22 protein-coding genes are annotated in these 25588 nt (G+C 60.6%); 4 read left to right on the forward strand and 18 right to left on the reverse strand.

Features of this window, described 5'->3' with window-relative positions; all coding sequences use genetic code 11:
• Window positions 1–148 precede the first annotated feature (148 nt).
• Window positions 149–313 (forward strand): hypothetical protein, encoded by a 165-nt coding sequence (locus tag ACA047_RS00640; RefSeq protein WP_497360612.1) that lies wholly within the window; start codon window positions 149–151, stop codon window positions 311–313.
• A 177-nt stretch (window positions 314–490) separates the two neighbouring features.
• On the opposite strand, the gene ACA047_RS00645 is transcribed toward ACA047_RS00640, so the two are convergent.
• On the reverse strand, window positions 491–874 hold the full coding sequence (locus ACA047_RS00645) for a DUF6124 family protein (protein ID WP_497355752.1): 384 nt from the start codon (window positions 872–874) through the stop codon (window positions 491–493).
• 473 nt (window positions 875–1347) lie between these two features.
• Here ACA047_RS00645 and ACA047_RS00650 point away from each other — a divergent pair, with 473 nt between their 5' ends.
• A complete protein-coding gene (locus ACA047_RS00650) occupies window positions 1348–1725 on the forward strand; it encodes a helicase (RefSeq protein ID WP_497355754.1) in 378 nt (125 codons plus the stop codon).
• Window positions 1726–1919: 194 nt separating this feature from the next.
• Here ACA047_RS00650 and ACA047_RS00655 read toward each other — a convergent pair whose 3' ends face one another.
• The 6 genes from ACA047_RS00655 to exbB form a co-directional block, all read right to left on the reverse strand.
• A complete protein-coding gene (locus tag ACA047_RS00655) occupies window positions 1920–3320 on the reverse strand; it encodes an aminoacyl-tRNA deacylase and HDOD domain-containing protein (RefSeq protein ID WP_497355756.1) in 1401 nt (466 codons plus the stop codon).
• 78 nt (window positions 3321–3398) lie between these two features.
• Window positions 3399–5474 (reverse strand): ATP-dependent DNA helicase RecG, encoded by a 2076-nt coding sequence (recG, locus tag ACA047_RS00660; RefSeq protein WP_497355758.1) that lies wholly within the window; start codon window positions 5472–5474, stop codon window positions 3399–3401.
• 9 nt (window positions 5475–5483) lie between these two features.
• On the reverse strand, window positions 5484–6404 hold the full coding sequence (locus ACA047_RS00665) for a hydrogen peroxide-inducible genes activator (protein ID WP_497355760.1): 921 nt from the start codon (window positions 6402–6404) through the stop codon (window positions 5484–5486).
• Window positions 6405–6718: 314 nt separating this feature from the next.
• Entirely contained in the window at window positions 6719–7468 is a 750-nt protein-coding gene (locus ACA047_RS00670) for an energy transducer TonB family protein (RefSeq protein ID WP_497355762.1), read from the reverse strand.
• Window positions 7465–7893, reverse strand: coding sequence for a TonB system transport protein ExbD (gene exbD / locus ACA047_RS00675; RefSeq protein WP_497355764.1), 429 nt, complete (start codon window positions 7891–7893; stop codon window positions 7465–7467). Before exbD ends, ACA047_RS00670 begins: the two co-directional genes overlap by 4 nt.
• Window positions 7894–7899: 6 nt before the next feature.
• Window positions 7900–8871 carry a tonB-system energizer ExbB gene (gene exbB, locus ACA047_RS00680; protein WP_497355766.1) on the reverse strand — a complete coding sequence of 324 codons (972 nt, stop codon included), beginning with the start codon at window positions 8869–8871 and terminating at the stop codon, window positions 7900–7902.
• Between the two features lie 187 nt (window positions 8872–9058).
• Here exbB and ACA047_RS00685 point away from each other — a divergent pair, with 187 nt between their 5' ends.
• Window positions 9059–9916 carry an SDR family oxidoreductase gene (locus tag ACA047_RS00685; protein ID WP_497355768.1) on the forward strand — a complete coding sequence of 286 codons (858 nt, stop codon included), beginning with the start codon at window positions 9059–9061 and terminating at the stop codon, window positions 9914–9916.
• An 88-nt stretch (window positions 9917–10004) separates the two neighbouring features.
• On the opposite strand, the gene ACA047_RS00690 is transcribed toward ACA047_RS00685, so the two are convergent.
• From ACA047_RS00690 to ACA047_RS00710, 5 genes are read right to left on the reverse strand one after another with little or no spacing between them, the layout of a single operon-like run.
• Entirely contained in the window at window positions 10005–11171 is a 1167-nt protein-coding gene (locus ACA047_RS00690) for a glycosyltransferase family protein (protein ID WP_497355770.1), read from the reverse strand.
• Window positions 11144–15325, reverse strand: a complete 4182-nt coding sequence (locus ACA047_RS00695; protein ID WP_497355772.1) for a glycosyltransferase — start codon at window positions 15323–15325, stop codon at window positions 11144–11146. The genes ACA047_RS00690 and ACA047_RS00695 overlap by 28 nt, the downstream gene beginning before the upstream one ends.
• Window positions 15318–16004 carry a 2OG-Fe(II) oxygenase gene (locus ACA047_RS00700; RefSeq protein ID WP_497355774.1) on the reverse strand — a complete coding sequence of 229 codons (687 nt, stop codon included), beginning with the start codon at window positions 16002–16004 and terminating at the stop codon, window positions 15318–15320. Before ACA047_RS00700 ends, ACA047_RS00695 begins: the two co-directional genes overlap by 8 nt.
• Window positions 15991–17319, reverse strand: a complete 1329-nt coding sequence (locus ACA047_RS00705; protein ID WP_497355776.1) for a polysaccharide pyruvyl transferase family protein — start codon at window positions 17317–17319, stop codon at window positions 15991–15993. The genes ACA047_RS00700 and ACA047_RS00705 overlap by 14 nt, the downstream gene beginning before the upstream one ends.
• A complete protein-coding gene (locus tag ACA047_RS00710; protein WP_497355778.1) occupies window positions 17316–18602 on the reverse strand; it encodes an ABC transporter ATP-binding protein in 1287 nt (428 codons plus the stop codon). Before ACA047_RS00710 ends, ACA047_RS00705 begins: the two co-directional genes overlap by 4 nt.
• Before the next feature lie 222 nt (window positions 18603–18824).
• On the opposite strand from ACA047_RS00710, the gene wecB reads away from it, so the two are divergent.
• Window positions 18825–19961, forward strand: coding sequence for a non-hydrolyzing UDP-N-acetylglucosamine 2-epimerase (wecB, locus tag ACA047_RS00715; RefSeq protein WP_497355780.1), 1137 nt, complete (start codon window positions 18825–18827; stop codon window positions 19959–19961).
• Between the two features lie 205 nt (window positions 19962–20166).
• On the opposite strand, the gene ACA047_RS00720 is transcribed toward wecB, so the two are convergent.
• The 6 genes from ACA047_RS00720 to ACA047_RS00745 all read right to left on the reverse strand — a co-directional run bounded on the left by ACA047_RS00720 (window position 20167) and on the right by ACA047_RS00745 (window position 25473).
• Window positions 20167–20907 (reverse strand): hypothetical protein, encoded by a 741-nt coding sequence (locus tag ACA047_RS00720; protein ID WP_497355782.1) that lies wholly within the window; start codon window positions 20905–20907, stop codon window positions 20167–20169.
• Between the two features lie 54 nt (window positions 20908–20961).
• Window positions 20962–21342, reverse strand: a complete 381-nt coding sequence (locus ACA047_RS00725) for a RidA family protein (RefSeq protein WP_003206880.1) — start codon at window positions 21340–21342, stop codon at window positions 20962–20964.
• Window positions 21343–21379: 37 nt separating this feature from the next.
• On the reverse strand, window positions 21380–23485 hold the full coding sequence (gene spoT, locus ACA047_RS00730; protein WP_497355784.1) for a bifunctional GTP diphosphokinase/guanosine-3',5'-bis pyrophosphate 3'-pyrophosphohydrolase: 2106 nt from the start codon (window positions 23483–23485) through the stop codon (window positions 21380–21382).
• Between the two features lie 60 nt (window positions 23486–23545).
• A complete protein-coding gene (gene rpoZ / locus ACA047_RS00735) occupies window positions 23546–23809 on the reverse strand; it encodes a DNA-directed RNA polymerase subunit omega (protein ID WP_003177259.1) in 264 nt (87 codons plus the stop codon).
• Between the two features lie 167 nt (window positions 23810–23976).
• On the reverse strand, window positions 23977–24597 hold the full coding sequence (gmk, locus tag ACA047_RS00740; RefSeq protein ID WP_497355787.1) for a guanylate kinase: 621 nt from the start codon (window positions 24595–24597) through the stop codon (window positions 23977–23979).
• Between the two features lie 12 nt (window positions 24598–24609).
• Entirely contained in the window at window positions 24610–25473 is an 864-nt protein-coding gene (locus tag ACA047_RS00745) for a YicC/YloC family endoribonuclease (protein ID WP_497355789.1), read from the reverse strand.
• Window positions 25474–25588: the final 115 nt, after the last annotated feature.

A 25588-nucleotide genomic window follows, 5' to 3' on the forward strand; every position in this document is an offset into this window, starting at 1 on the left:
CCGGCCAGGATTTTTTTGACCGGGTACATATCCATTGTTGCGGTAACGGCCGCTTAGGGTTCCGCCCTTACGGCGGCTCACTTTTGAGAAGCGCAAAAGTAAGCAAAACGCTCTTGCCCCACCACTCGGTGCCTCGCTTAGGCTCGGCATGCCCGAACGCAGACATTGCTCCGTGGGCCGCCGCGAAGGGCCATCCATGGCCCAGCGCGGCTATCCCGGCATCCATGCCGGGATGCCCACTGCGCAATACCTGCGTTCGGCCATCGTGGTTAACGGGGCGGCCGAGATCAACGTCCGACGCGAGGCGGCCTGACAGCCGGCCTGTCTCTTGGTGGGTGTACACCAATCAGACCTGTTGAGCAGACCTGTGGGAGCAAAGCTTGCTCGCGAGGCGGCCTTATAGCCGGCCTGTCTCTCCCGGCTGTACCCCGATCCAATTGTAGGAGTTTGCTCGCTATGGCGTCGGCTCAGCCTGCGTCAATGCAAAGCTCTACACCTTGGCGCCAGGCGCCACCGCCTCCTTTGTCTCCAAATGATCCAACGCCCGTTCAACCAACAACTGAACCCCGTCGGCCATGCGGCTGATTGCCAGGGCTACGCAGCGGCGTGAGTCATCGACGTCGTCAGCCAGGTCGGCGGCGATGGTACTGATGGACAGCAGGTCTTCGGAGGCGTTGGCCAGCAGGGTTTCGGTGTCGATGTTAGGGGCGACGATGAAGAGCTGGTTTTTATCGGGTTCGGGCGGTGAGGCGGGCTTGGGGTTGAGGTAGTAGTCGAGGGCGCGGGTGGCGGCGTCTTCGAGCTTTTTTTCTTCGAGGACTTCGACGCGGGATTTGTGGCCGTTTTTCGGCGGATTAGGTGATGGCTTGAACATAGTTGTACTCCGAGATTTTCAGGAGCCAACACCGCTTCGCTTGCACAGTCGAGAGAGGTGGCAGCTATGCATAGGTGTGCAAGACCGGTCGGAGTACCCGGCAGACCCGAAGATCTCCCATACACAGCTGCCATAACGATTCGCGAGCATAAAAAAATGCCCGATGAATAGCCATCGACAATTGTGTCCTCCGTCGGACTTGCACGTCCGTGCCACCGTTTTTTGCGATGACGAACAGAGGTTAACGGTGCTCGGGAGCGCTGCCTAGTTCATGGACAGCCCGATGTTTTGAAGGAAATCTCCGACGCACCTGAAGGGCAACGAAAGCCGTATTTAGTCGTTCATGAAGCGTGACTTGGCAGTCATCATGCAAAAAAACTCGCTCATCTTCCTTAAAAGCGGTCCGATGATGGCGTTCCGCCGAAGAATCGCTAAACTGCCCGCCATTCATCTTTTCTCACGAGGCGTTGCCCATGAAATTTCGTTTTCTGTTGTGGATGCTGGGGTTGTTGATGGGCAAGGCCAGTCGGACCAATCCGGCGTTCCAGCAGCAGTTGGGCGATAAGGAACTGGTGTTTCAACTGCAAACCCTGGACGGCAAAGTCGCGCGGCATTTCACCGTGAAAAACCAGCGCATCACCAGCAAGTCCGGCACCTACCCTGAACCTGCGTTCGCCATCGCCTTCAAGGACGCCGCCTATGGCTTTGCCACGATGCAGGCCAAGAACAAGCAGTTGGCGTTCATGACGGGGATTCAGGACAAGTCGATCCAGATCAAGGGCAACCCGGCGCTGGTGATCTGGTTCCAGGGGCTGACCAAGTATTTGAAGCCGAAGAAGCCGAAAGTCTAGCGACTCACCTGTGGCGAGGGAGCTTGCTCCCGCTGGGCTGCGAAGCGGCCCCAAATGGGCTAATGCTATTATGCAGATGGATTGCGTCAGCTGGTTTTGCGACTGCTGCGCAGTCGAGCGGGAGCAAGCTCCCTCGCCACAAGAGCTTCAGCGCCAACCGCTAATAATCAGGTTGGCTTTATCAAGCGCCGTACTCAGCCCTGGCTGAACTGCGAAGCCAGTTCACGCAGCAGCACTTCAGCCTCAAGCACTTTGCTGACCACTTCATTGGCTTTTTCGCGGGTCAGGCCGACGCGTTCAAGCAGTGTGTCGGGGATTTCCTCATCGGGACCGGAGCCAATGCCACGTGCACGCAGCAGTCGTACCGCCAGGCACACCAGGTTAGGGTAGGCGGCGTATTCGCCGTCGTAGTGCGGGTCGTGCTGAAAGCGCAGGGCAGTGGCCAGTTCGTCGGGCATGTCCCAGTAGCGCATCAGCCAGGCGCCGATCTGCTCGCGGCTGATGCCCAGCAGGTGCTGTTCCACGTAGCTGTGGCACAGGTGCGGGTTGACCTCCAGGTGCCGGCAGATCAATGAGAAGTGTGGCGGAAACACATGGGCCAGCAGCAGATAACCGAAGTTATGCAGCAGGCCGGACAGGTACGTCAGGCCGCCTTCGGGGCGCTGGGCGCGCGGCATGGCGCGGGTCAGGCCTTCAATGACGGCGGCGGTGTAGATCGACTGATGCCAGTACGGCGTGGTGTGTTGCGGGTGGTCCTTGGGCAGGCTCAGGGTTTTGCCCAAGGCCAGGCCCAGCGCCAGGTTGATCACCAGGTCGAAGCCCAATACCCGCACGATCGCGTCTTCCACCGAGCGAATCTTGCCCGGCGAAGCGTAGTACGGCGAGGCCGCCCAGCTCACCACTTGCGCGGCCAGGGCCGGGTCGGTTTCCACGACGCCGGTGATGTCATCGATGGTGGCGTCAGGGTCGACCCGCAGCTTGATGATTTTTTGCGCGGTTTCGGCCAGCGGTGGAATCTCGATGGTCTCTTCCAGCCGTTGCTGGATACGCCGCGCGGTGAACGCCTGCACGGCCTGGGTGATTTCCGCGCGGTCGTCGTGCGGGCGGTCGAGGTTGGGGGTGATGTTGCTCACGGCTTCGCCGAACGTCGCAGCGCTGGCCTTGGTGAGCATGGTCTTGAAGGCCTCGCTGGTCACTTCCAGCAGCAGCCCCGGTTCGCCCGAGTTGATCAGCAGCTTCGGCTCGCGCAACAGGCTTGCTTCATACAGGCAAGGCGAGCTGGTCAGCGCCGGCAGGCCGGGTAGCAGGCTCAGGCTGTGTTTGCCGAGCATGCGCTCCAGGCGTTCGGTAGGCACCGCCGTGAGTTTTCGACCCGTGAGTTCGGCCAGGCGGTTGAGGTCCAGCAGCTGGCTTTGCGGGAACAGCACCATGAGTGCGCCAACGGCATCGTGCAGCAGAACGGCCTGCACTTTGCGGGCAGGGTTCAGGCCCGCTCGCTCGAGCACTTCGCCGTAGCTGATGCCCAGTTTCTCGAGCAACAGCCGAATAACAGACGGAGCGTGCGGGGCTTCGGGAACGAGGGCAGCTTCAGTCATGGTCTGTATCCGTTTTCTTACAATTTTATCAGTATACCCAGCTTGCCCGGCAGGCGTGTCCGGAAACTGAGAACGTGCTCACACTTGACCGTATTGCTGCCCATGACGCAACCAGCGATCCAACAGCGGGCTGACGTGGTCCGGCCAGCGTTCCAGCAGCGCCTGGGCGGCATCGCGTACGGCGGGGAGTAAATCGGCGTCGCGCATCAGGTCGGCTACCTTGAATTGAAGCAGACCGGTCTGGCGAGTGCCGAGCATTTCACCGGGGCCGCGCAGTTCGAGGTCTTTTTCGGCGATGACGAAACCGTCGTTGGTTTCGCGCATGATGCCCAGGCGTTGACGGCCGATCTGGGACAGCGGTGGGTGATACAGCAAGACGCAATGGCTGGCGGCGCTGCCCCGACCGACACGCCCGCGCAGTTGGTGCAATTGCGCCAGGCCCAGGCGCTCGGGGTTTTCGATGATCATCAAGCTGGCGTTGGGCACGTCGACCCCGACCTCGATCACCGTGGTGGCGACCAGCAGTTGCAGCGCGCCGGCCTTGAATTCAGCCATGACGGCGGCTTTCTCGGCGGGCTTCATGCGGCCGTGGATCAGCCCGACCTTCAGCTCGCCGAGGGCGGCGGTAAGGTCTTCATAGGTGGTTTCGGCGGCTTGGCAGGTCAGTTCTTCCGACTCTTCGATCAAGGTGCACACCCAATAGGCCTGTCGCCCTTCGGCACAGGCGCTGCGCACGCGCTCGATTACTTCGACCCGCCGGGTGTCGGTGACCAGCACGGTGTTGACCGGCGTGCGGCCGGGGGGCAGTTCGTCGAGGATCGAGGTGTCGAGGTCGGCATAGGCGCTCATGGCCAGGGTCCGCGGAATCGGTGTGGCGGTCATGATCAACTGATGAGGGCACATGCGCCCGCCGACGCCTTTCTGCCGCAACGCCAGACGCTGCTGCACGCCGAAGCGGTGCTGTTCGTCGATGATTGCCAGCGCCAGGTTCTTGAACTGCACTTCGTCCTGGAACAAGGCATGGGTGCCGACCACCATCGGCGCGCCGCCGGCGATTTGCGCCAGGGCGGCTGCGCGGTTCTTGCCCTTGAGCTTGCCGGCCAGCCAGGCGACTTCGATGCCCAGCGGTTCGAGCCAGCGCTGGAAGGTGATGAAATGTTGTTCGGCGAGAATCTCGGTGGGTGCCATCAACGCCACCTGATAGCCCGCCTCCAGGGCCTGGAGCGCGGCGAGGGCGGCGACCACGGTCTTGCCGGCACCGACGTCGCCCTGGATCAGGCGCAGCATCGGCTCGGGCTGGCTCAAGTCGTAGGCGATTTCGTTGCCAACCCGTTGCTGGGCACCGGTGGGCGTGAAGCCAAGGTTGGCCAGGTATCGGGCCGGCAATTGCTTGGCTTTGGGCATGGCCGGGGCGTGCAGCGAGCGCAGACTTTCGCGCAGGCGCGCCTGGGACAGCTGATGGGTCAGCAGTTCTTCGAAAGCCAACCGGTGCTGGGCCCAGTGATGGCCGAGGGCGAGTTCGTCCACATCGGCATCGGCCGGCGGATGGTGCAGGTAGCGGATCGCATCGGCCAGCGGCGCCAGTTGGTAATCCCGGGCCAGCTCTTTGGGCAGCCAGTCGGGCAGGCTGCTGGGACCCAGCAGGGTGAGGGTTTGCTGGCAGAGCTGGCGCAGGCGCTGTTGGGTCAGGCCTTCGGTGAGCGGATAGACCGGGGTCAGGGTTTCATCCACCGGAGGCGGTTCATCGCCGGTGATGGCGCGGTATTCCGGATGATAGATCTCCAGCCCCGACGCACCGGGCCGCGCCTCGCCATAGCAGCGCACGCGGGTGCCACGCTTGAGGCCTTCCTTCTGCGCATTGCTGAAGTGATAGAAGCGCAGGCTGAGCCCGCCGGTGCCGTCCTGCAGGCGGACCACCAGGCTACGACGGCGGCCCATGACCACGTCGGCGCCGCTGACGGTGCCTTCGATCACGGCGTCCTGCCCCGGCCGCAAATGGCCGATGGGCACCACGCGGGTGCGGTCCTGGTAACGCAGCGGCAGGTGGAATAGCACGTCCTGGAGGTTTTCCAGGCCGACCTTGGCCAGTTTCTCGGCCATGGCTTCACCGACACCTTTGAGTGCTGTGACTGGCACCTTCGACAGCTCAGTCATGGTATCGGCTTACTTGGCAGTGGGCGGCTTGGCCACGGAACACAGGCGGACCGAGTCAGCGAGGATCTCGATGGCCTTGGGCCGCGGGAAGCTGGCGCGCCAGGCGATGGCAACGGTACGGAACGGCACGGGCGGCGTCAGCGGGCGGACTTCGATCACGCCGGGGGCGTAGTGATGGCTGTCCACCGCCGACAGCGGCAGGATCGAAATGCCCAGGCCCGAGGCGACCATGTGACGGATGGTTTCCAGGGAGCTGGATTCCACCGTGGTGTGCTTGGCGCCTTCGCTGCCCTTGGTCAGGGTCGGGCAGGCTTCGAGCACCTGGTCGCGGAAGCAGTGGCCTTCGCCGAGCAGCAGCAGGCTCTTGTCGTTGAGCAGGGCCGCGTCGATGGTTTTTTTCTGGGTCCAGGGGTGCTGGGCCGGCATCAAGACATAGAACGGCTCATCGTAGAGCGGCAGGGTCAGGACGTCCGCTTCGTTGAACGGCAGGGCGATGATGATCGCGTCCAGTTCGCCGTTGCGCAGTTTATCGCGCAGCACATGGGTGAAGTTTTCTTCGATGTACAACGGCATCTGCGGGGCAACCCGGTGCAGTTGCGGAATCAGGTGTGGAAACAGGTACGGGCCGACGGTGTAGATTGCGCCGACTTTCAATGGGGCGGTCAGCTGGTTCTTGCCGGCCTGGGCCAGTTCACGGATGCCCTGGGCCTGTTCCAGTACCTTTTGCGCCTGGGCAACAATGCCTTCGCCGACCGGCGTCAGGCGCACGGCGCTTTTGCTGCGCTCGAAAATCAGCACACCGAGCTCGTCTTCAAGCTTTTTCACACCCACCGACAGTGTCGGCTGGCTGACATGGCAACGTTCGGCGGCATGGCCGAAATGCTGCTCTTGGGCGAGGGTAACGATGTAGCGTAATTCTGTGAGGGTCATAGCAAGCGTCCATGAAGTTGCGAGCCAAGCATACCGCCTGCAATCGATAGACGCACGTTATCAGACTGAAGGCGCACAGCGACACCGTCTAATGTTCATTGGTCGTTGCCGAATATGAAAAAGACATCTTTCGATGCCTTTCTATCGGTTGTACCCATTGTGGCGAGGGAGCTTGTTCCCGCTGGGCTGCGCAGCACCCGGAAGGCGGCGAATACGATCTGCCTGATGCAGCGCATTCACCGGTTTTGGGGCCGCTTCGCGACCCAGCGGGAACAAGCTCCCTCGCCACGGGGGCCATCGTTTGAATCGGGACGTTAACGCCGGCTCTTCTCGATGGAGTACACAAACGGCGCAACGATTTCGATGGAGCCGTTGGTCAGCATGTCGGCCGGTGGCTTGGGCACCGGCTGGGCGCGACGAATCATTTCCAGGGTCGCCCGGTCCAGATCGGCGTTGCCGGACTTGCCCACCAGTTCGAAGGACAGCACGTTGCCTTCGCCATCCACCACGAACCGCAAACGGTTCAAGCCTTCCTTGCCCCGTGCCTGGGCGCTGGCCGGGTATTTCTTGTACTTGCCCAAGTGCGCCAATAGCGTGCCTTGCCAACTGGCCTTGGCCGCCAGTTGTGCGGGCGAAGGACCGGGGGCCGGTTGCGCGGATTTCTCGGTCGGTGCCTGGGTGGGTTGGGCGTCGCTGGGCTTGTGCTCCGACGGTTCTTCCTTTGGTGGCTCCGGTTTTTTCTCCACAGGCTTGGGCGGTTGAGGCTTTGGCTTGGGCTTGACCGGTTTGGGCACGGAAATCGTCGGTTTAGGCGCTTCGGCGAGTTTAGGCAACGGTAGCTCTTCGACCGGCGCCGGAGGCTGCGGCGGTGTGACGACTTTTGGCGGGGCAGGCGGTGGCGGGGCCGGAACCGGCGCCAGCTCGACCAGCATTGCCTGGGGTGGCAATTCGATGGGCGGGTGTGACGTCCAGTTCAGCGCCAGCGCGATGGCAAGCGCATGCACGCCCAGCACCACCGCCAGGCTACCGCTGTAACGCGTCAGCTTTTGGCGCGTCGTGATCATTTCTTGGGCGCCGTCTCGAGTCCGACCAGGCCGACCTTCAAGTATCCGGCGCTGCGCAGAGCGTCCATCACGTTCATCAGGTCGCCGTAGTCCACGCCTTTATCGGCCTGGAAGAAGATTGTCGTGTCCTTCTTGCCCTGAGTCTTGGCGTCGAGGGTCGCGCCAAGGTTTTGGGCCTTGACCTCGTCTTCGCCCAGGAACAGGCGCTGGTCGGCCTTGACGCTCAGGAACACCGGTTTCTCCGGTCGCGGCGTTGGCTTGGCCGTCGAGGCCGGGAGGTCAACCTTGATGTCTACGGTGGCGAGCGGAGCGGCCACCATGAAGATGATCAACAGCACCAGCATTACGTCGATGAACGGCGTGACGTTGATTTCGTGGTTCTCGGCCAGATCGTCGTCTGCGCCTTCTTTCAAATGCAGGCCCATGGCCGATTACCCCACTTTCACCATGTGCGGTTGCGAGCTGCGCTCGGTCGGCTGGTGGTCGAGGTCGCGGCTGACCAGCAGCAGGACTTGGGCCGAAGCGTCGGAGACCTGGGCCTTGTAGCCGGCAATGGAGCGGGCGAAGACGTTGTAGATGACCACGGCCGGGATCGCCGCGACCAGGCCCAGTGCCGTCGCCAGCAGGGCTTCGGCAATGCCGGGAGCCACGACAGCGAGGTTGGTGGTCTGGGTCTTGGCGATGCCGATGAAGCTGTTCATGATCCCCCACACGGTGCCGAACAGGCCAACGAACGGCGCGGTGGAGCCGATGGTGGCGAGCACGCCGGTGCCGCTGCTCATGTTACGACCGCAGGCGGCGACCAGACGCTCGAGGCGGAAGCTCACGCGCTCCTTGATGCCTTCCTTCTCGCGGCTATTGGCCGACAGGCGCATTTCTTCAAGGGCGTCGTGCACCAGTAGGTTGGCGAGGGTGCCTTCCTTCGCGGCGGTGGCGCTGGCTTCTTTGAGGGTGGCGGCCTTTTTCAGGGCGGCGATCTCACCGCGCAAGCGACGCTTGGCGCCCAACAACTCGAAGCCTTTGGCGATCCAGATGGTCCAAGTGATGATCGAAGCAATGGCCAGGCCAATCATCACGATTTTCACGATGATGTCGGCGTTCTGGTACATACCCCATGGCGACAGGTCGTGGGCCATGCCCAGGCTGTTGTCGGGCTCGAGCACTTCAGGTGCGTCTGCCTCGACAGCCTGGGCCGGATCGGTGGCCACGGGCGTCGCAACAGGGGCAGCCGGGTCGGCAGGTGCCTGGGCAGCAGCAGGTGCGGTAGCCGGGGCAGTGGCCGGTGTTTGTGCATCGGCGAACGCGGCGGTAGGTGCCAGCAGCAGGCTGAGCAGCAGGGCTGCCACGGCGCTCCAGGCGCGAGGTCGGTTGGTTGGCGAAGCGGAGGAGAGAGAGCGTTTCATGCTGGCCGGACCTGAGAGGAAAAGAAGGTTGATGTTCTTCCAGGCCTCGTGGGCCGAGAACAAAAGTGGCGTGCATTATTGCAAGTAATTCTTGTTAACAGAAGTAATAGAGTATCTTTTTTTCCTGCATTGCTAGCCGCTCATCCCTTTCGAGGGCTAGTCTGCGGCTTTACGAAAGGAGATTTTGATGTCCGCGCCATCTGTTTTGATCGCCGGCTGCGGTGATATCGGCGGTCGCCTGGCCAGCCAGTTATTGGTCAGGCATTGGCAGGTCCATGGCCTGCGACGTACGGTTTCGCACCTGCCAGCCGGGGTTGTCGGGGTTGCTGGTGATTTGTTCAGCGAGCAATGCCCAGCCGATTGGCCAGTGCAGCCGCTCGATTATCTGGTGTACAGCGCCGCCGCCACCGAGCATGACGAAGCGGGTTATCGCGCGGCTTACATCGAAGGGTTGCAGCACGTGTTGGGTTGGTTGAAGCAGCATGGTCAGCAGCCAAAACGTTTGCTATTTGTGTCCAGCAGCAGCGTTTATGGGCAGCAGAAGGGCGAGTGGGTCGACGAAACTTCACCCACCGAGGCCGGTGGTTATTCGGGGCGGCTGATGCTCCAGGCCGAGCAAATGGCGCTGGACAGCGGCATCCCGGCCAGTCGCGTGCGCCTGACCGGCATCTACGGCCCAGGCCGTGAATGGCTGCTGAGCCAGGTTCGTCAGGGCTACCGTGTGGTGGTCGACCCGCCGCTGTACGCCAATCGCATCCACGCCGACGATGCAGCAGGTCTGCTGGCCTTTCTGCTAGAGGCTGATCGCCAGGGCAAGGTGCTGGAAGATTGCTACATCGGTGTCGACGATGCCCCCGCACCGCTGGCCGAGGTGGTGGGCTGGCTGCGCGAATACATGGGCGTTACCCAATGGGCCGAAGACGCCAGCGTGCGCCGTGCCGGTAGCAAGCGCTGCAGCAATGCCCGGGCGAAGGCCCTGGGCTGGACGCCGCGTTATGCGAGTTTTCGCGAGGGGTATGCGGCGATTCTGGAAGGGCGCTGCTGACTTCCAGGTTCCCCAAAAAAACTGTGGGAGCTGGGCTCGCTCCCTCGGTGTTTGTGGGTGTCCATCCCAAGCACGGTTTCCACTTCTGCTAACGCACAAACAAATTCGCCTGAGCAAAACGCACCGACCAAGCATTTTCAGCACGAAATCTGCTGATGCTTTCAGCCGAGGCTCCATAAGCGATCGCCTGGCCGATCAGGTCCTCGAGACGCGAAACGTCATCGGCAATAAAAACACCTTCCAATCTCCCCCGATGAGCCATCTCCCCAAACCTGGAGCTCAGAATCGGAATCCCCAATGCCCGGTATTCGTAATATTTGATGGGGTCCACTGCGGCAGTCAGCGGTGTGATCTGGAAGGGAATCAGTCCTAGATCAAACTCTCGCATAGCCTCCATCGCTAGTGCATGTTCGCACTCAGGCCGTATTTCGATGTTCCTGGGAAGCCCTGGCGGCAACGGCCCGAACACCGGCCCGATCAGCCGCACTAACGCCTCGGGCCGCGCCGCCGCCAAGGCAATGACCAGTGCCCAGTCGAACCACTTCGCCATAACCCCCACATAACCGAATATCAAAGGCCCGTCGCCTGGCGCCCGCCGGGAAATGCTCGCCTCGGGGAGGCGCTCAGCCGCACAGGCATTCGCTACCCAGGTCGGATCTTTCGCCCACTTCTTCAACCTCTGCTGCAAAGCGCTGGCCGAACAAAAAGTATGTCGGGCCGCCAATATTGTTTCCTTCTCCCGTCGCGCCATAGCCCAGCGCGATATGCCGCTATAAAACATTGCAACATCGTCCATGGCGTCATAACGCGAATCCCATAGCGTAGGCTCTCTCATTAGCTGCAACGCCAACTGGGATGGCTTGCCTACAATCAACAGTGTCGGTTCCTCAGAGAAATCCAACACGCCTTTAACCACGTCCCGCCACAACCAGCTATTGACGTACGCCGAGCCAGGCAAAGGCTCGATCGGCAATGCCGTTGGGCGAATGACTCGCAGCCACGCTGGCTGCGGCGCCGTTGCCAGCGTATTGCGCGGCCGATGTAGCAGGTCCCCCAGATTGGGTAGTCGGGTAGGGTAAGGGTCTACCCAAAGCACCTCACCGCCAGTCTGCTCATGAAAGCACCTGACCAATTCATGTGGCCTTTGGGAAAAGCTTGCCCAAGGGGTCGGCGCCAGATAAATAAGCCGATCGTGCAATACTTTCTCTGGGCGGGTGCCCGTTTGAATCAGGTCCGGTACGTATGCGGTTGCCATTGGCCCCACTTCGCTTCGTACAGCGCCTTGTTATGGTCGAATAACGCTTGGCGCGCCGCCCTGTTCATTTCATCAAAGCTGGCAGAAAGGCGGTGATGAACAAACGCATCTTCAGCGCACACTAATCTGAGGCCGGTTTGTGCAATGCGCCTGCAGTAATCATCATCTTCGAAGAAGCCAATCCCGAATGTTTCATCCAGCGGCCCCAAGCGATCGTAGGTCGAGCGCGGCATCATGGCAGCGAAGAAAGCCAGCGTCGGGATTTTGAAGGTCTGGCCGCAGTGGCTGCGGGTGTACCGTGCCGCGGTTGATTCCATATCGACTCCGAGCGTGTAATCGATCTCTATTTTTGCTTCATTGCCAATGTTGTTGGTGACCGGGCCGATCAGCCCGATGGTGGGGTCGTGTTGTAAATGGTTCTGCAACGTCCTCAGCGCCCCGGGTGTGACGACGGCGTCATTATTGAGCAGCATCAGGAAATCACCCGTGGCCACTGCCAACCCTTGGTTATTTGCCGCGGAGAAGCCACGGTTCTGGTCATTGAGCAGGCATCGCCGGCCGGGGCGTTCCTGGCTCCAGTGCTCCAAAAATTGCGGTGTACCGTCAGAGGAAGCGTTGTCGACGACAATGACCTCCTTAACGCAGTCGTCGCCTTCAAGACTGGCGAGGCACAGGCGGGTCAGGGGCAGGTTGTTATAGGTCACTACTATCACACTGACCTGCGCGTCGCCGAGGGTGTGATTCACCGCTTCCATCACGCTCTGTGCACGGTGCTCCCAGGTTTGCTCGCGCGCGAAAGCTTGCCGTGCCTCTACGGTTTGCCGCCCGCCATCGTCATGAAGCAACGCAGCAATAGCGTCCAGGTAATCCACCGTCTCGCGAGCGAGTTGCACGTGATGGCCAAATTGCTGCATTTCAGGCAGCGCGGTGCAGACCACGGGTTTGCCGGCGCTGAGGTATTCGTAGACCTTGACCGGGTTAGTGGCCTGGGTCAGCGGTATTACCCGGAACGGCAGCAAGCAAACGTCGAAGCCATACAGATAGTGGGGCAACTGTGCGTAGGGGACTTCGCCGGTGAACAGGACGTTGTCGAAATGTTTCAGTTGCCGCGATGCCTGCACGGTATCCGCGCCCACCAGCAGGATGCAGCAGTCCTTGAAGCGTTCGGCGATGGCAGCCACTACGTCCAGATCGAACCATTGGGCAATAGCGCCGTAGTAGCCGATGATCCGCCGGCCTTCGGGATCGCGGTAACACGTCTCTGGTCGTTTGGCGAAGTGCGAATAATCGGCCGCATTGCGCACCACGCAGCTGCGTCGAGCCTTCGCCGCGAGCGTTTCTTCCAGCCAGGTAGAGGTGAATACGGTGAGATCGGCACGAGCCAGCAAGTCGTGTTCGATGGCCAGCAGGTCGGCGTTGTCGTTGCCGAATCCCTCGTGGTTGTCCATGCAGTCGTAGACCATGCAATGGTTGGGCAACGCGCGGGCAATGGGGGTCCAGAAAGGGTGGTTGACCAATGAAACGTTCGCCTGGCTATCGACCCACTGCAACAAAAGCCCGAGGCTGGCGCGTAGCTGGCGCACCGTTTGTTCACTGGCCTTGGCGTGGTAGATGGTCGGCGGGTTACGGCTGAACAATTGTATTTGGAAGAGCCTGCCGCTTGTATCGAGTGCTTCCACGTTGAACCCGGCATCATTGCGGTCCAGCAGATTGCTGGAGATATAAAACACGCGATGCCCTTGGCTGGCGAGCACCTTGGCCAGTTGCTGTGGCCGTTGATGGCGAAAGTGCCAATCGATAACGCCCCAAACAAAGTAGTCCGGCAAGTCATTCTCGCGCGTTGCCAGCGCCGGTCGATCCACGGGCGCTGACAGGGCAGCCACCGCTTGGCGGGCCGGGCGGATGGCCGGCTTTATGAGTGCTCGATACATGCGTCCCAGGCGATGGCGCGTGCCGGGGTGCAGCGGCAAGCGGTAATAGACGTTTCGTAGTCGCTGTTCCAGGGTCAGCTTTGCGGCCATAGGCGGTGGGGCAGTAGGCGGGGGAGTAGGCGTGGCAACGCCTCGATGGGAGTGGGCCTGCCATGTTCCCCATTTGCTTTCAAAGTAGGCCAGGTTACGGTCCCATAACGCTTGATATTGACCGTTATCGATCAAGGCCTTGAAGGCTGACTGGCCATAGTGATGGATATAAGCGCTTTCCACACACACTGTCCGTAGTCCAGCGGTCTGCACCCGCCGACTGTAGTCATCGTCTTCGAACAGACCCATCCCGAACTGTTCGTCCAGTTCACCCACTGTGTTCATTACATCGCGACGTAGTGCAACGCAGAACATCGCCAGCATCGGGATATCGAAACTTTGCCCGGCATGGGCGGCGCCATGGCGGTCGGCAAACGGCTGCAAATCGGCAATATCGCTGTAGTCGACTTGGATTCGGGCTTCATTCCCCACGTTGTTGGTGACCGGACCGACCATTCCCACGGTTGTATCTTGCAGGGCTTGGACCAAGGGTTTGAGCCAGCCTTTAGGCACGACCGTGTCATTGTTGAGCAATACCAGGATGTTGCCGCGCGCTTGGCGCAGGCCCTGGTTGTTTGCCGCGGCGAAGCCAAGGTTCTGCGCATTGAGGATGACTTCAAGTCCAGGCATCCGATCCCGCAGCGCGGCAAGGTAGAGGGCAGTGGCATCCTGCGAACCGTTATCGACCACGATGACCTGATACTCCGGCCAGCAGGTATTGTGTGCAAGGCTCTCGAGGCATTGCGCGGTGAGCGCAAGATTGTTGTAGGTGACAACGATGATGGAAACGCTCGACGCGGCTACCATGGCTCGCTGAGTTTCTTCAAAACGGTTGCGCCAGGTGTTGTCACGGGCCATGGCGATGCGTGGCGCGCGCTTGGCGGGTGGTTCCTGCAGCGCGCGGTTGATTTGAGCGACGAACGTCTGCGCATTGGTCGCGAAGTACATCAGCGCGTGGTAATGGAGGATTTCCTCCAGCGGTACCGAGACCACCGGTTTACCGGCGCTCAAGTATTCGTAGAGCTTGACCGGGTCGACCGCGTGGGTGACGTTGTTGAGAAGAAAAGGTATCAGGCAGACGTCGAATGCCTGCAGGTAGAGCGGCATCTGCGCATAGGGCTTGTAGCCTTCAAGCCGAACGTTCGGCAGGCGATCCAGGCCGCCGAGATCATCGACGAATACGTCGCCTACCAGCACGAACGTCCAGTCAGGGCGCAACCGGGCAGCCTCTGCCAGCAGGGCAAAATCGAACCAGGATGCCAGGGCTCCGTAATAGCCGATTATCGGCCCCTCGCAATCGCGCAGGATGTGGCTGGGCTTGAGGTTATCGACAAAAAAATCGAAATCGACCGCATTGCGGATGACTTGGCACACCTTGGCTGTATCGGCCCATTTGGTGTGGAGCAGGCCGGCAGAAACGGTCACCAGCTCGGCTTCTTCAACTAATTGAAGCTCGGCTTGCAACAATGCCTTGCCGATGTGTGGGAAGCCATCCCAATCGTCCATGCAGTCATAGAGTGTGGGAAATGGCAGGCCGAGGGCCAAGGGCGTCCAGTAGGGCAGTTGCACCACCGACCAGGCGTGGGTAATGGCATGATCGGCTATCAGCGCATCCAGTGCGGCGCGATAAGCCGCGGCTGTGTTTGCGTCTGGCATCTGCGAGTAGTAATGGTGAGGCACCCGACATGGCAGCCTGATTTGCTGAACATTGGTTGCCACCGGCTCTGCGCTGTAGGCCTGGCCCTCGAGGGCGTCGTTCGAGGGCACGATATAAAAGATCGTCCAGCCCTGTTCGGCGAATTGGCTCATCAACTGTTGCGGGCGTTGAAAGCGTGCTTGCCACGCAATATTGGCAAAGCACAGCAGGGTGCGTTGCGGCTCGAGCGTTGTCGTCTGCGCCAGGTTTTTCAAGGCGCTGAGTTGTACCGCATTGGTTTCCAGATCCCGGTGTGTGAACGCAAGACGGCCATGTCGCCAGATATTTGCGCTGTAACGCAGCGCAGCACTCCAGCGCCAGGAACGACTACCGTGCAGTTGCTGGAGCTGCGCGCGGGCTGCGTCACGCTCCAGTTGCGCGCGAGCCAGCTCGGCTGACAAGACTTCCCGCTCGATATCCGCAGACTGTTTATCCATGGTGGTACTCGTGCAGCGGGCTGGGATCATTGTCCGGCCACATCGAACTGACAGAGCCTGGGCGGTAGAAGGTCACCGTGACGCTACGCCGGGAAGAGGTGCAGCCATTGACGACTGGCGATACGGCATGCCAGGAACTATCCGAGCGCACCAATACCGCGGAGTTGCCTATCAGCGGTTCGACAACTGCACTCACAGCGTTGATATCGTTGGCGCTGAGAATGTTCAAGCAACCGCCATCGGCCTTGTTCCATGTCGAGTTGAAATAGAGAATGTGGGTCACGACCTTGTCGTTAAGGTCCGGGTGCGCGCCCAACGACGCGCCGGGGCCGTAGTGGAATACATTCACTTCCATGGGCGCTTCGCTAAGGTCCTTGCCGGTCAGGCAAGAGAGCGCTTCTCGATAGGCGGGTGATCCGAGATCTTGCGCAAGGCGCCTCCAGGCATCGCTCAAATGCTCGACGAATATGATTTCGTCGCTGCCCATGGGCTTCAAGGCCCGCGCCTCGTACTCGTAGTCTTTCTCTCCACCGTAGCCACTGACAGTCTTGAAGTGGTCGCGCGGGAAGGTCTGCGCGAGTGCAATCCGGTCATGAGGCAAAAACAGCTGATCAATGCGTGCCCATGGGTAGGGCAACGATTCGAGCTCGGCGTTTTTGATTCGATCAATGTTCAGCATGGACGCTCCGGCTCCTTTTGAAGTGTCTCAACGCGCGACCAATGGCACGAAGTGGCGCGGTCAACCGTAGTGATCTGGAGTTCTGCAGTTGTTGGACCCGCGCTTCGCTGTCTGCCAGTTGTTCGCGAAGGTCCAACCACGTTGTTGGCGAAGGCCCTTCCAGCAGGTTTGGAAGGTCAAGCCAGAACGCATTTATGGCCACGGGAGGGCGAGTACGGCCCCCTTTTATCGCGGCGGCCGCTGTATCCCAGTAGGCCTGCACCGATTTTGATGCGGCCTGAGCCTGAGGGCTGGGTTGGCATTTGCCAATGCGCTGTCGAAACCATTGGGTGCTGGGGACTTCGCCTGTCGGCAAGGCGAATATTTCGGGAAAGTCAGCCAATGCGGTGTACTTGCCTTTGTGCAGGTCTGCAAGGCAGAACACCGGTACGCCAAACGCCAGCCCAGTGATCGCCAAGTGGTAGCTATAGCCAATCAACGCTTGGGCGTGGCTGAGGATTTCAGCCAGTAATAGCGGTTGCGGCCAGTAGGGCAGACAGATTGCTTGAGGCAACCTGGCGCGCAGTAACGCCGAATCGTCGTCCAGCACCGGTCCGATAGGGATAAGCACAATCTGCAGATCGGCAAAGGCTGCTGGGTCGTTTTCGAACATCTGGATATAGGGCTCGGCCAACGACAGCGCGTGAATAACGATATACCGGGGCCCTAGCCCGACCGCATTACGCAGCTGCATCAACGGCGCGGAGGGTTGCTGGCTGTCTAGAAGCTGCGGTAGGGCAAATGCCGTGTCGGGCAATACCTCGATCTTCGCCAGCGGGCATATCGACTGCAATGCATCGCGGGACAACTCATCGCGGACTTTTACGCAGGGGCTGCTCATCAGCGCCAGACGAAGTAGCGTCACGCCCCATGGCGGGATGTCATTGCAATGCATGCCAGGGGCATTCCAGATCACGGGTATGCCGAGTTGGGCAGCCATCAAGGCCGGCGTCAGCCAATACCCAGTGGGGTGATGAATGTAGGGCGTAGGCGGTGCGTACCCCGGTGCGATAACTTTATCGAAACGAATAAGAAAGCCACCGCCGATCAGCAGCCCGTCCAGATCATCGACCAGCGCCGGCAGTTCAGTCAGGGAGCTCACCGCGTATGGCCAGGATGGGGTGGTACGTGCGTGATAGGAGAAACGGTGCATGTGGATCGGGCCCAGCCGCTTGCCGAGTTCTGCTTCAGCCAGGAGCGGGAACAACAGGTCGCCGTAGTTCTGTACGTCGAACGTGCCGACGATACCGATCTGGCGCGTGGATTGAGTGCTCATGAGGCGTTCGCCTGGGGTACGGTTACGGGCACACTCACCGCGACTACTGGCCCCAGACTTTCCACACCAAGATCGACCACCCCGAGGAAGTTTTTATCATTGGGCAATACATCGAAGGCCAATAGGGCCACCTGCTTTTCAATCAACTGCGAGGTGTCCTCGGTCAGCCCATGCATCAATTTCAGGGTGATGTGGTAGCGCCCTGGGGCCAGTCGCGCCGGGAACTTCACGACCAGGGACGTTGAATACCAGCCGTCTATGACAAGGCCCGGTTTCAACGGGAAATTGGCGCCGCCGATGACTAATAATCGTGCCTCTTGAATGGTCAGGCTAAGGTTCGGGCGAGCGATACTCTCGTGCAGTTGCGCTTCAATCTCGATCTCGACGGTGTCTGCGTGGCTGTAGCTGCTGAAGAGTTGGCCGGTGACGGCGAAACGCGCAGCACTGATGTGCCCTTCATCGGTGCCGAAGGCCATGCCGGAGCGCGTGTCCAGGAACGTCTTGCGGGTGACCGCCGTTGCGCCGTTACTGGCCCAGCGGCGTTGCTCGTCGCGCATGTCCAACAGATACAGTTCAGCCATTTCCTCGGCCGGACCGCTGGCCAGTACCTGGCCATCGCGCATATACAGGACGCGCTGGCAAAAACGCCTGACCATGGCCATGTCATGGGAGACGAACAGTAGGGTCGAGCCGCTGTTAGTGAGGCTCTCGAGACGATTCAGACATTTGAACTGGAAAGAGGCATCGCCGACTGACAGCGCCTCGTCGACAATCAGTACATCGGGTTCCACGCAGACTGAAACCGCGAACGCCAGCCGCACCAGCATGCCGCTGGAGTAGGTCTTGGTGGGTTGGTCGATAAAATCGCCAATATTGGCGAAAGCGCAGATTTCTTCGTAGCGGGCATCGATCTGTTCGCGACTCAGGCCAAGAATGGCCGCGTTCATGTAGACGTTGTCGCGACCGGTAAAGTCCGGGTCGAAGCCTGAGCCCAGTTCCAGCAAGGCGGCAATACGGCCTTGGCGTTGAACAGCCCCGCCTGTTGGGTCCAATGTACCGCAGATCAGTTGCAAGAGCGTGGACTTGCCGCTGCCGTTGCGGCCGATGATGCCCACCGTTTCGCCCCGGTGGATTTGCAGTGTGACGGGCTTGAGTGCCCAGAATTCGCGGTAGAAACGTGTTTTGTTGCGCATCAGCATCTGCAAGAGGCGATGGCTGGGCCTGTCGTAGATTTGGTAACACTTACTAAGCGATTGGGCGTCGATCAATACATCAGAGGACATCGGCAAATCCCTTGCGCGCTTTCTGGAGCCCTATAAATTCTGACCAGGCTATCAGCGTGCAGGTCAGCAACTCACCCAACCATAGTCCAATGTCCGGAAGTTTGCCTTGGATGGGCTAGGCTCGATAGCGAACGTGTTGAAGTCTGGCTGGCGCGCAATATTTTTGTGGCTTTATGTGCCCCAAGTCTTGTCGCCTGAAGTGAGCCATATAGGGATATATCGATGAAACACAAAGTAGTCTGTGTGATCGGCACGCGACCGGAAGTCATAAAGATGGCGCCCATCGTCAAGTTGTTAAAAGTACACCCCTATTTTGATTGCCAGGTGGTGGTCACCGCCCAACACCGCGGGCTACTCGACCAGGCCTTGGCCCAGTTCGATATTCAACCCGACATCGATCTCGACACGATGCAGCCCGACCAGACGCTGGCCGGCCTTACCAGCCGCCTGCTTTCAGGCCTGGACGGTGTTCTACGTAGCGAGAACCCCGATGTCGTCCTGGCCCAGGGCGATACCACTACGGTCATGAGTGCCGCTTTGGCCAGCTTCTATCTGCGTATACCCTTTGGGCACGTGGAGGCCGGATTACGGACATTCGACTTGGAAAACCCGTTTCCGGAGGAGGCTAATCGTTTGATCACCAGCCGTCTTGCGCGCTGGCATTTCGCTCCCACGCAAACGGCCGTCGATCAACTGCTTGTCGAGGGGGTCGATGCAGCGAGCATAACGTTGACGGGGAACACCGTAATCGATGCGCTGTTGATGACGTGTGAACGAAGCCCGGTCACCCGCCTTGACCATGGCTATGGGGGCAAACGCTTGATTCTGGTGACAGCGCATCGGCGCGAGAATTTTGGTGAACCCTTGGTCTCGATCTGCCGCGCGCTGCTGACTTTGGTTGCGCGCAATCCTGACATACAGGTGCTCTACTCGGTGCACCCGAACCCGCACGTTCGAGAGGTCGTCTACACGATGCTGGGCAACACCCCGCACATTGAGCTTTGTGAACCGCTGGATTACGCCTCGTTCGTGGCCGCCATGCAGCGCGCTTATCTGATCATCAGTGACTCGGGGGGCGTGCAGGAGGAGGCCCCGGCGCTGGGCAAACCGGTACTGGTATTGCGCGCTGAAACGGAACGGCCGGAAGCTGTCGCCACGGGCGCGGTCAAGCTCGTGGGTACCAACACCGCGGGGATCGTCGATGCGGCCCAGGCATTACTCGATTGTCGCCGAACGTACGAAGCGATGGTGAGCAAGGGGTCGCCCTATGGAGACGGGCGTTCCGCACAACGGATTGTGGATGTATTGGCGCAGAGCCTGTGGACGGACCAGGTACCGGCTCAGGCAGTGGCGCGCTAGGCGATTAATATTATGTAAGGCCAGCGCTGAAGTTTTCGCGAGGGGTATGCAGCGATTCTGGAAGGGTGCTGCTGACTTGTCAGGCGCCCTAAAATAACTGTGGAAGCGAGCCTGCTCGCGATGAGGCCATAACATCCAACATCAGCGTTGACTGTTGCACCGCTATCGCGAGCAGGCTCGCTCCCACATAGGGTCTGCGTCAGGGCTACTGCTTTTGCAGCAACCACTGCCGGTTACCCGGCGTGAACGAAGGCATTTCATCGGCCAGCGCCGCGTTGACGGTCTGGAAGATTTCCAGCTTCTTGCCATCGCGGGCGAAGATCCAGGTGCTGCCCTGGCCGTTCTGTTGCAGCCAGATGTTGTCGTTGCCGCCGCTCATGGAGGCGCAGTCGCCCGCCAGGCACAAGGCGTAACGATCGGCACCCGGCAGGCCGGTGACCTGGCCGTCAGGCTGGAATTGCACGCTGGCGCCTTGGCCGGGGCCGTTGACGATGTTCCAGGTGCCCCCCAGGTAAGCGGCATACAGTGCTCGCTCGAAACTGGCGCCAATCGGCGCGCCTTCCGGTACCTGGACCTGCGCGCGGTGGAACATCTGCTCCGGCTCGTTCTCGGTGGCGGCTTGGCTCAACTGGTCGCCGTCGCGCTTGAGTTCGCTGGCGGAGCTGCCGTAGAAATCGACTTTCCACGCGCCGTCTTTTTCGCCCAGCAACTTGCCTTCGACGTTTTCAAAGCCGTTGGTGTAGCGTGCCTGACCGGCCCGGGTGTTGACGTCCCATTCCAGGTTCGGGCCATAGGCCTGCAGCGCCTCGCGAAGCGGGCCGCCCTTGGCGGCGGCGTCGATGGCCGCTTGGTTGATCCAGGTGCCGCTGATGTCTCGGTCGGCAGGGTTGCTGGCGCAGCCACCCAGAAGCAGGGCAACCAGCGAGAGAACAAGCGCTTTGCGCATGGTGGAATCCTTTGGAAACGAAAACGGCGCAGCGGGGAGGCTGCGCCGGCCTTATTACTCGATGACCAGGATGGCATCCATCTCGACCTGCGCACCCTTTGGCAGGGCCGCCACGCCAATGGCGGCGCGAGCAGGGTAAGGCTGGTCGAAATACTTGCCCATGACCTCGTTGACCTTGGCGAAGTGGCTCAGGTCGGTGAGGAAGATGTTGAGCTTGACGATATCCTTGAACGAACCACCAGCCGCTTCGGCCACGGCCTTGAGATTCTCGAACACCTGCACGGTCTGGGCTTCGAAGCCTTCGACCAGCTCCATGGTTTTCGGGTCCAGCGGGATCTGGCCCGACATGTACACGGTGTTGCCGGCCTTGATCGCCTGGGAATAAGTACCTATGGCGGCCGGGGCCTTGTCGCTGGTGATAACGGTTTTGGTCATTGATGACTCCTTGTAAGGGGCTGGGCTCTATTGGGAGCTATGCGCGCATGCGGGTGATGCGGATGACGCCGGTCAGGGCGCGCAGTTTTTTGATCACGCGGGCCAGGTGCACACGGTCGTGCACGCTGACCACCAGTTGGACGACGCTGATGCGGCCATCGCGTTCGTCCATGCTGATTTTTTCGATATTGCCGTCGGCGGCGTTGACGCTGCTGGCCAGCAGGGCGATCAGGCCGCGCTGGTGTTCCAGCTCGACCCGCAGCTCGACGTTGAATTCGCCGGTGACATCCTTGGCCCAGGAGAGCTGGATGCATTTTTCCGGGTTATGGCGGATTTCGCTGATATTGCGGCAGTTGTCCAGGTGCACCACCATCCCTTTGCCGGCGGACAGGTGGCCGACGATCGGGTCGCCCGGGATCGGCGTACAGCACTTGGCATAGCTGAGCACCAAGCCTTCGGTGCCGCGAATCGCCAGCGGGCCTTCGGGGCTCGGCAGTTGTTCGCCTTCGCCAAGCAGGCGACGTGCGACGACATAGGCCATGCGATTGCCCAGGCCGATGTCTTCGAGCAGGTCTTCGATCAGTTCGAGGCGGTATTCGTGGAGCATGAGCTGCACGCGCTCGGCCGGGATCTTGTCCAGCGAGCTGTCGAAACCGTTCAGTACTTTGTTCAGCAGGCGTTCGCCGAGGCTGATGGATTCGGAGCGGCGTTGCAGCTTCAAGGCGTGGCGGATGTGAGTGCGGGCTTTGCCGGTGACCACGAAGTTGAGCCACGCCGGGTTCGGCCGGGCGCCAGGGGCGCTGACGATTTCCACCGTGGAGCCGCTTTGCAGGGGTTCGGACAACGGCGCCAGGCGGCGGTTGATCCGGCATGCGATGCAGCTGTTGCCGACGTCGGTGTGCACCGCGTAGGCAAAGTCCACGGCCGTGGAGCCTTTGGGCAGCTCCATGATCCGGCCTTTTGGCGTGAAGACGTAGACCTCGTCCGGGAACAGGTCGATCTTCACGCTTTCAATGAATTCCAGGGAGTTGCCGGCCCGCTGCTGCATTTCCAGCACGCCCTTGACCCACTGCCGGGCCCGGGCATGGGTGCTCTTGGGTTGTTCGTCACCGCTGGATTTGTAGAGCCAATGGGCGGCGATGCCGTTGTTGGCCATCTCTTCCATTTCACGGGTGCGGATCTGGATTTCGATCGGTACGCCGTGCATGCCGAACAAGGTGGTGTGCAGCGATTGATAGCCGTTGGCCTTGGGAATCGCGATGTAATCCTTGAAGCGCCCTGGCAACGGTTTGTACAAATTATGCACGGCACCCAGTACGCGGTAGCAGGTATCGACCTTGTCGACGATGATCCGGAACGCGTAGACGTCCATGATCTCGTTGAAGGCCCGACGTTTGCCGCGCATTTTTTTGTAGATGCCGTAGAGGTGTTTCTGTCGACCGCTGACTTCGCCTTCGATGCCGTCGATGGCCAGGCAGTGGCTCAGGGACTCTTCGATCTTGTTGACGATTTCCTTGCGGTTGCCCCGGGCGCGCTTGACGGCCTGGTTGATCCGCGCCGAACGCATCGGGTGCATGGCCTTGAAGCCCAGGTCTTCGAACTCGATGCGGATCGCGTGCATGCCCAGGCGATTGGCGATGGGCGCGTAGATTTCCAGGGTTTCCTTGGCGATTCGCCGGCGCTTTTCACCGGACAGCACTTCCAGGGTGCGCATGTTGTGCAGGCGGTCGGCGAGCTTGACCAGGATCACGCGAATGTCGCGCGCCATGGCCATGGCCATTTTCTGGAAGTTTTCGGCCTGGGCTTCGGCCTTGGTCTCGAAGTTCATCTGGGTCAGCTTGCTGACCCCGTCGACCAGTTCGGCCACGGTTTCGCCGAATTGCGCTTGCAGCGCTTCCTTGGCAATGCCGGTGTCTTCGATCACGTCATGCAGCATTGCCGCCATCAGGCTCTGATGGTCCATGTGCATGTCGGCAAGAATATTCGCCACTGCAAGCGGGTGCGTGACGTACGCCTCGCCGCTGCGGCGGCGCTGGCCGTCGTGGGCTTGTTCGGCGTAGAAATAGGCTCGGCGGACCAGATTGACCTGGTCCGTGCCGAGGTAGGTCGATAAGCGATCGGCGAGGGCGTCTATGCTCGGCATGATAATGACTCCTGCCGTTTGCTGTGACCCCGCGCCGTGCTACGTCGACCAGGCATAGGCTTAGACCGCCTCGTTGGACTCGTCCTCGAACGCTGCGAACAGCGGTTCGTCTTCGACGATTTCAGCGTTGGCGATGAACTCGTAGCTCATCAGGCCCTCAGCGATTTCACGCAGCGCTACGACGGTAGGCTTGTCGTTTTCCCACTGGACCAATGGCTCTTTGCCGCCGGTGGCCAGTTGACGGGCACGCTTGGTAGAGAGCATGACCAGCTCAAAGCGGTTTTCCACGTGTTCTAGGCAGTCTTCAACGGTTACGCGGGCCATGGTATTCCTCGGAGCGAATGCAATATGCGCGCTGCCCGGTTGGGCGAGCGGACTCAACAGTTTAAAAAAACACCAGCGTTTAGGGAAGCGCTGATTTTTTGACCAAGCCCCTCGGCGCGCTGTAAGTGCCAATGTAAAGCCGTCGCAGCGGTTTTGGGAAGGGCTGTTCAGCCCAACAGTTCGGCCAATAATTTACCGAAACGTTGCTGCTGGCGTTTCTGCTGCAGCTGACTGGCGCGGAAAATCGCCTTCAGATCGTCCAGCGCGTGGGCGAAATCGTCGTTGATGATCAGGTAATCGTAGTCGACGTAGTGGCTCATTTCGCTGACTGCTTCGCGCATCCGCCCTTCGATGATTTCGTCGCTGTCCTGGCCGCGGTTGGTCAGGCGCTGGCGCAAGGCCTGCTGGCTCGGCGGCAGAATGAAGATCGAACGGGCCTGGGGCATCAACTGGCGCACTTGGTCGGCGCCTTGCCAGTCGATTTCCAGGATCAGGTCGTGGCCTTCGTCCAGGGTCTGCTGCAGGTAGCTTTGCGAAGTGCCATAAAGGTTGCCGAAGACTTCGGCACGCTCCAGGAAGTCGCCGTGTTCGGCCATTTTCACGAACTCTTCGCGGTCGACGAAGTGATAGTTCACGCCGTTCACCTCGCCCGGGCGCATGGCGCGGGTGGTGTGCGAGACCGAGACGCGGATCTGCGGCTCGGCGTCGATCAGTGCCTTGACCAGGCTGGTCTTGCCGGCGCCCGAGGGCGCGGAAATGATGTAGAGAGTGCCGGTGCTGTGGGTCATGTCGGGTTAGCCTTACTCAATGTTCTGCACTTGTTCGCGCATCTGCTCGATCAACACTTTGAGGTTGACCGCAGCCTGGGTGCTGCGCGGGTCGAAGGCTTTGGAGCCCAGTGTATTGGCTTCGCGGTTGAGTTCCTGCATCAGGAAGTCCAGGCGGCGACCGGCCGCACCGCCGGACTTGAGCACCCGGCGAACTTCGATGATGTGGGTGCTCAGGCGATCCAGTTCTTCGGCCACGTCGCTCTTTTGCGCGAGCATGACCATCTCCTGTTCCAGGCGCTGCGGGTCCAGTTCGGCCTTCATGTCGGCGAAGCGGTCGAGCACTTTCTGGCGCTGGGTGGCGAGCATTTGCGGGACCAGCTCGCGCAGGGTCGTGACGTCTTCTTCAATGGAGGTCAGGCGCTCGTTGATCAGCCGGGCCAGCTCCGCGCCTTCACGCTCGCGGCCAGCCTTGAGCTCCTTGAGTCCCTGATTGAACAGCGCCAGCGCCTCGGCGTTCAGCGCTTGCGGGTCGCTCGCATCCCCCACCAGTACGCCGGGCCAGGCCAGGACTTCCAGTGGGTTCAGGGCGGCGGGGTTCTGGATCAGGCTGGCAACGGTTTCGGCGGCGGCCACCAGTTGCGCGGCGCGCTCGCGGTCCACTTGCAATGCCTTGCCGGTGCTTTCTTCGGTGAAGCGCAGGGTGCATTCCAGCTTGCCCCGGGACAGACCCTGACGCAGCGCTTCGCGCACGCCGCCTTCAAGGTCGCGAAAGGATTCAGGCAGGCGCAGGTGCGGCTCCAGGTAACGGCTGTTGACCGAGCGCAGTTCCCAGCTCAGCGTGCCTTGGACCCCGGCTTTTTCAACGCGGGCAAAGGCGGTCATGCTGTGCACCATGGGAGGTTCCTCGCAATGCAGGCCCGCCACAACCGGTGGTCGTGGGGCCTGGTGTCTGTGAATAAAAGCCCAAGGGCAGCAAAGGCGCAGGATTGTAGCGCAGTGAAGCGCATGC

This window comes from Pseudomonas sp. LBUM1664 (assembly GCF_059695895.1).

Coding starts and splice junctions, on each gene's coding strand:
- ACA047_RS00640 (WP_497360612.1), top strand. CDS start 149: ATGCCCGAACGCAGACATTGCTCCGTGGGCCGCCGCGAAGGGCCATCC.
- ACA047_RS00645 (WP_497355752.1), bottom strand. CDS start 874: ATGTTCAAGCCATCACCTAATCCGCCGAAAAACGGCCACAAATCCCGC.
- ACA047_RS00650 (WP_497355754.1), top strand. CDS start 1,348: ATGAAATTTCGTTTTCTGTTGTGGATGCTGGGGTTGTTGATGGGCAAG.
- ACA047_RS00655 (WP_497355756.1), bottom strand. CDS start 3,320: ATGACTGAAGCTGCCCTCGTTCCCGAAGCCCCGCACGCTCCGTCTGTT.
- recG (WP_497355758.1), bottom strand. CDS start 5,474: ATGACTGAGCTGTCGAAGGTGCCAGTCACAGCACTCAAAGGTGTCGGT.
- ACA047_RS00665 (WP_497355760.1), bottom strand. CDS start 6,404: ATGACCCTCACAGAATTACGCTACATCGTTACCCTCGCCCAAGAGCAG.
- ACA047_RS00670 (WP_497355762.1), bottom strand. CDS start 7,468: ATGATCACGACGCGCCAAAAGCTGACGCGTTACAGCGGTAGCCTGGCG.
- exbD (WP_497355764.1), bottom strand. CDS start 7,893: ATGGGCCTGCATTTGAAAGAAGGCGCAGACGACGATCTGGCCGAGAAC.
- exbB (WP_497355766.1), bottom strand. CDS start 8,871: ATGAAACGCTCTCTCTCCTCCGCTTCGCCAACCAACCGACCTCGCGCC.
- ACA047_RS00685 (WP_497355768.1), top strand. CDS start 9,059: ATGTCCGCGCCATCTGTTTTGATCGCCGGCTGCGGTGATATCGGCGGT.
- ACA047_RS00690 (WP_497355770.1), bottom strand. CDS start 11,171: ATGGCAACCGCATACGTACCGGACCTGATTCAAACGGGCACCCGCCCA.
- ACA047_RS00695 (WP_497355772.1), bottom strand. CDS start 15,325: ATGGATAAACAGTCTGCGGATATCGAGCGGGAAGTCTTGTCAGCCGAG.
- ACA047_RS00700 (WP_497355774.1), bottom strand. CDS start 16,004: ATGCTGAACATTGATCGAATCAAAAACGCCGAGCTCGAATCGTTGCCC.
- ACA047_RS00705 (WP_497355776.1), bottom strand. CDS start 17,319: ATGAGCACTCAATCCACGCGCCAGATCGGTATCGTCGGCACGTTCGAC.
- ACA047_RS00710 (WP_497355778.1), bottom strand. CDS start 18,602: ATGTCCTCTGATGTATTGATCGACGCCCAATCGCTTAGTAAGTGTTAC.
- wecB (WP_497355780.1), top strand. CDS start 18,825: ATGAAACACAAAGTAGTCTGTGTGATCGGCACGCGACCGGAAGTCATA.
- ACA047_RS00720 (WP_497355782.1), bottom strand. CDS start 20,907: ATGCGCAAAGCGCTTGTTCTCTCGCTGGTTGCCCTGCTTCTGGGTGGC.
- ACA047_RS00725 (WP_003206880.1), bottom strand. CDS start 21,342: ATGACCAAAACCGTTATCACCAGCGACAAGGCCCCGGCCGCCATAGGT.
- spoT (WP_497355784.1), bottom strand. CDS start 23,485: ATGCCGAGCATAGACGCCCTCGCCGATCGCTTATCGACCTACCTCGGC.
- rpoZ (WP_003177259.1), bottom strand. CDS start 23,809: ATGGCCCGCGTAACCGTTGAAGACTGCCTAGAACACGTGGAAAACCGC.
- gmk (WP_497355787.1), bottom strand. CDS start 24,597: ATGACCCACAGCACCGGCACTCTCTACATCATTTCCGCGCCCTCGGGC.
- ACA047_RS00745 (WP_497355789.1), bottom strand. CDS start 25,473: ATGGTGCACAGCATGACCGCCTTTGCCCGCGTTGAAAAAGCCGGGGTC.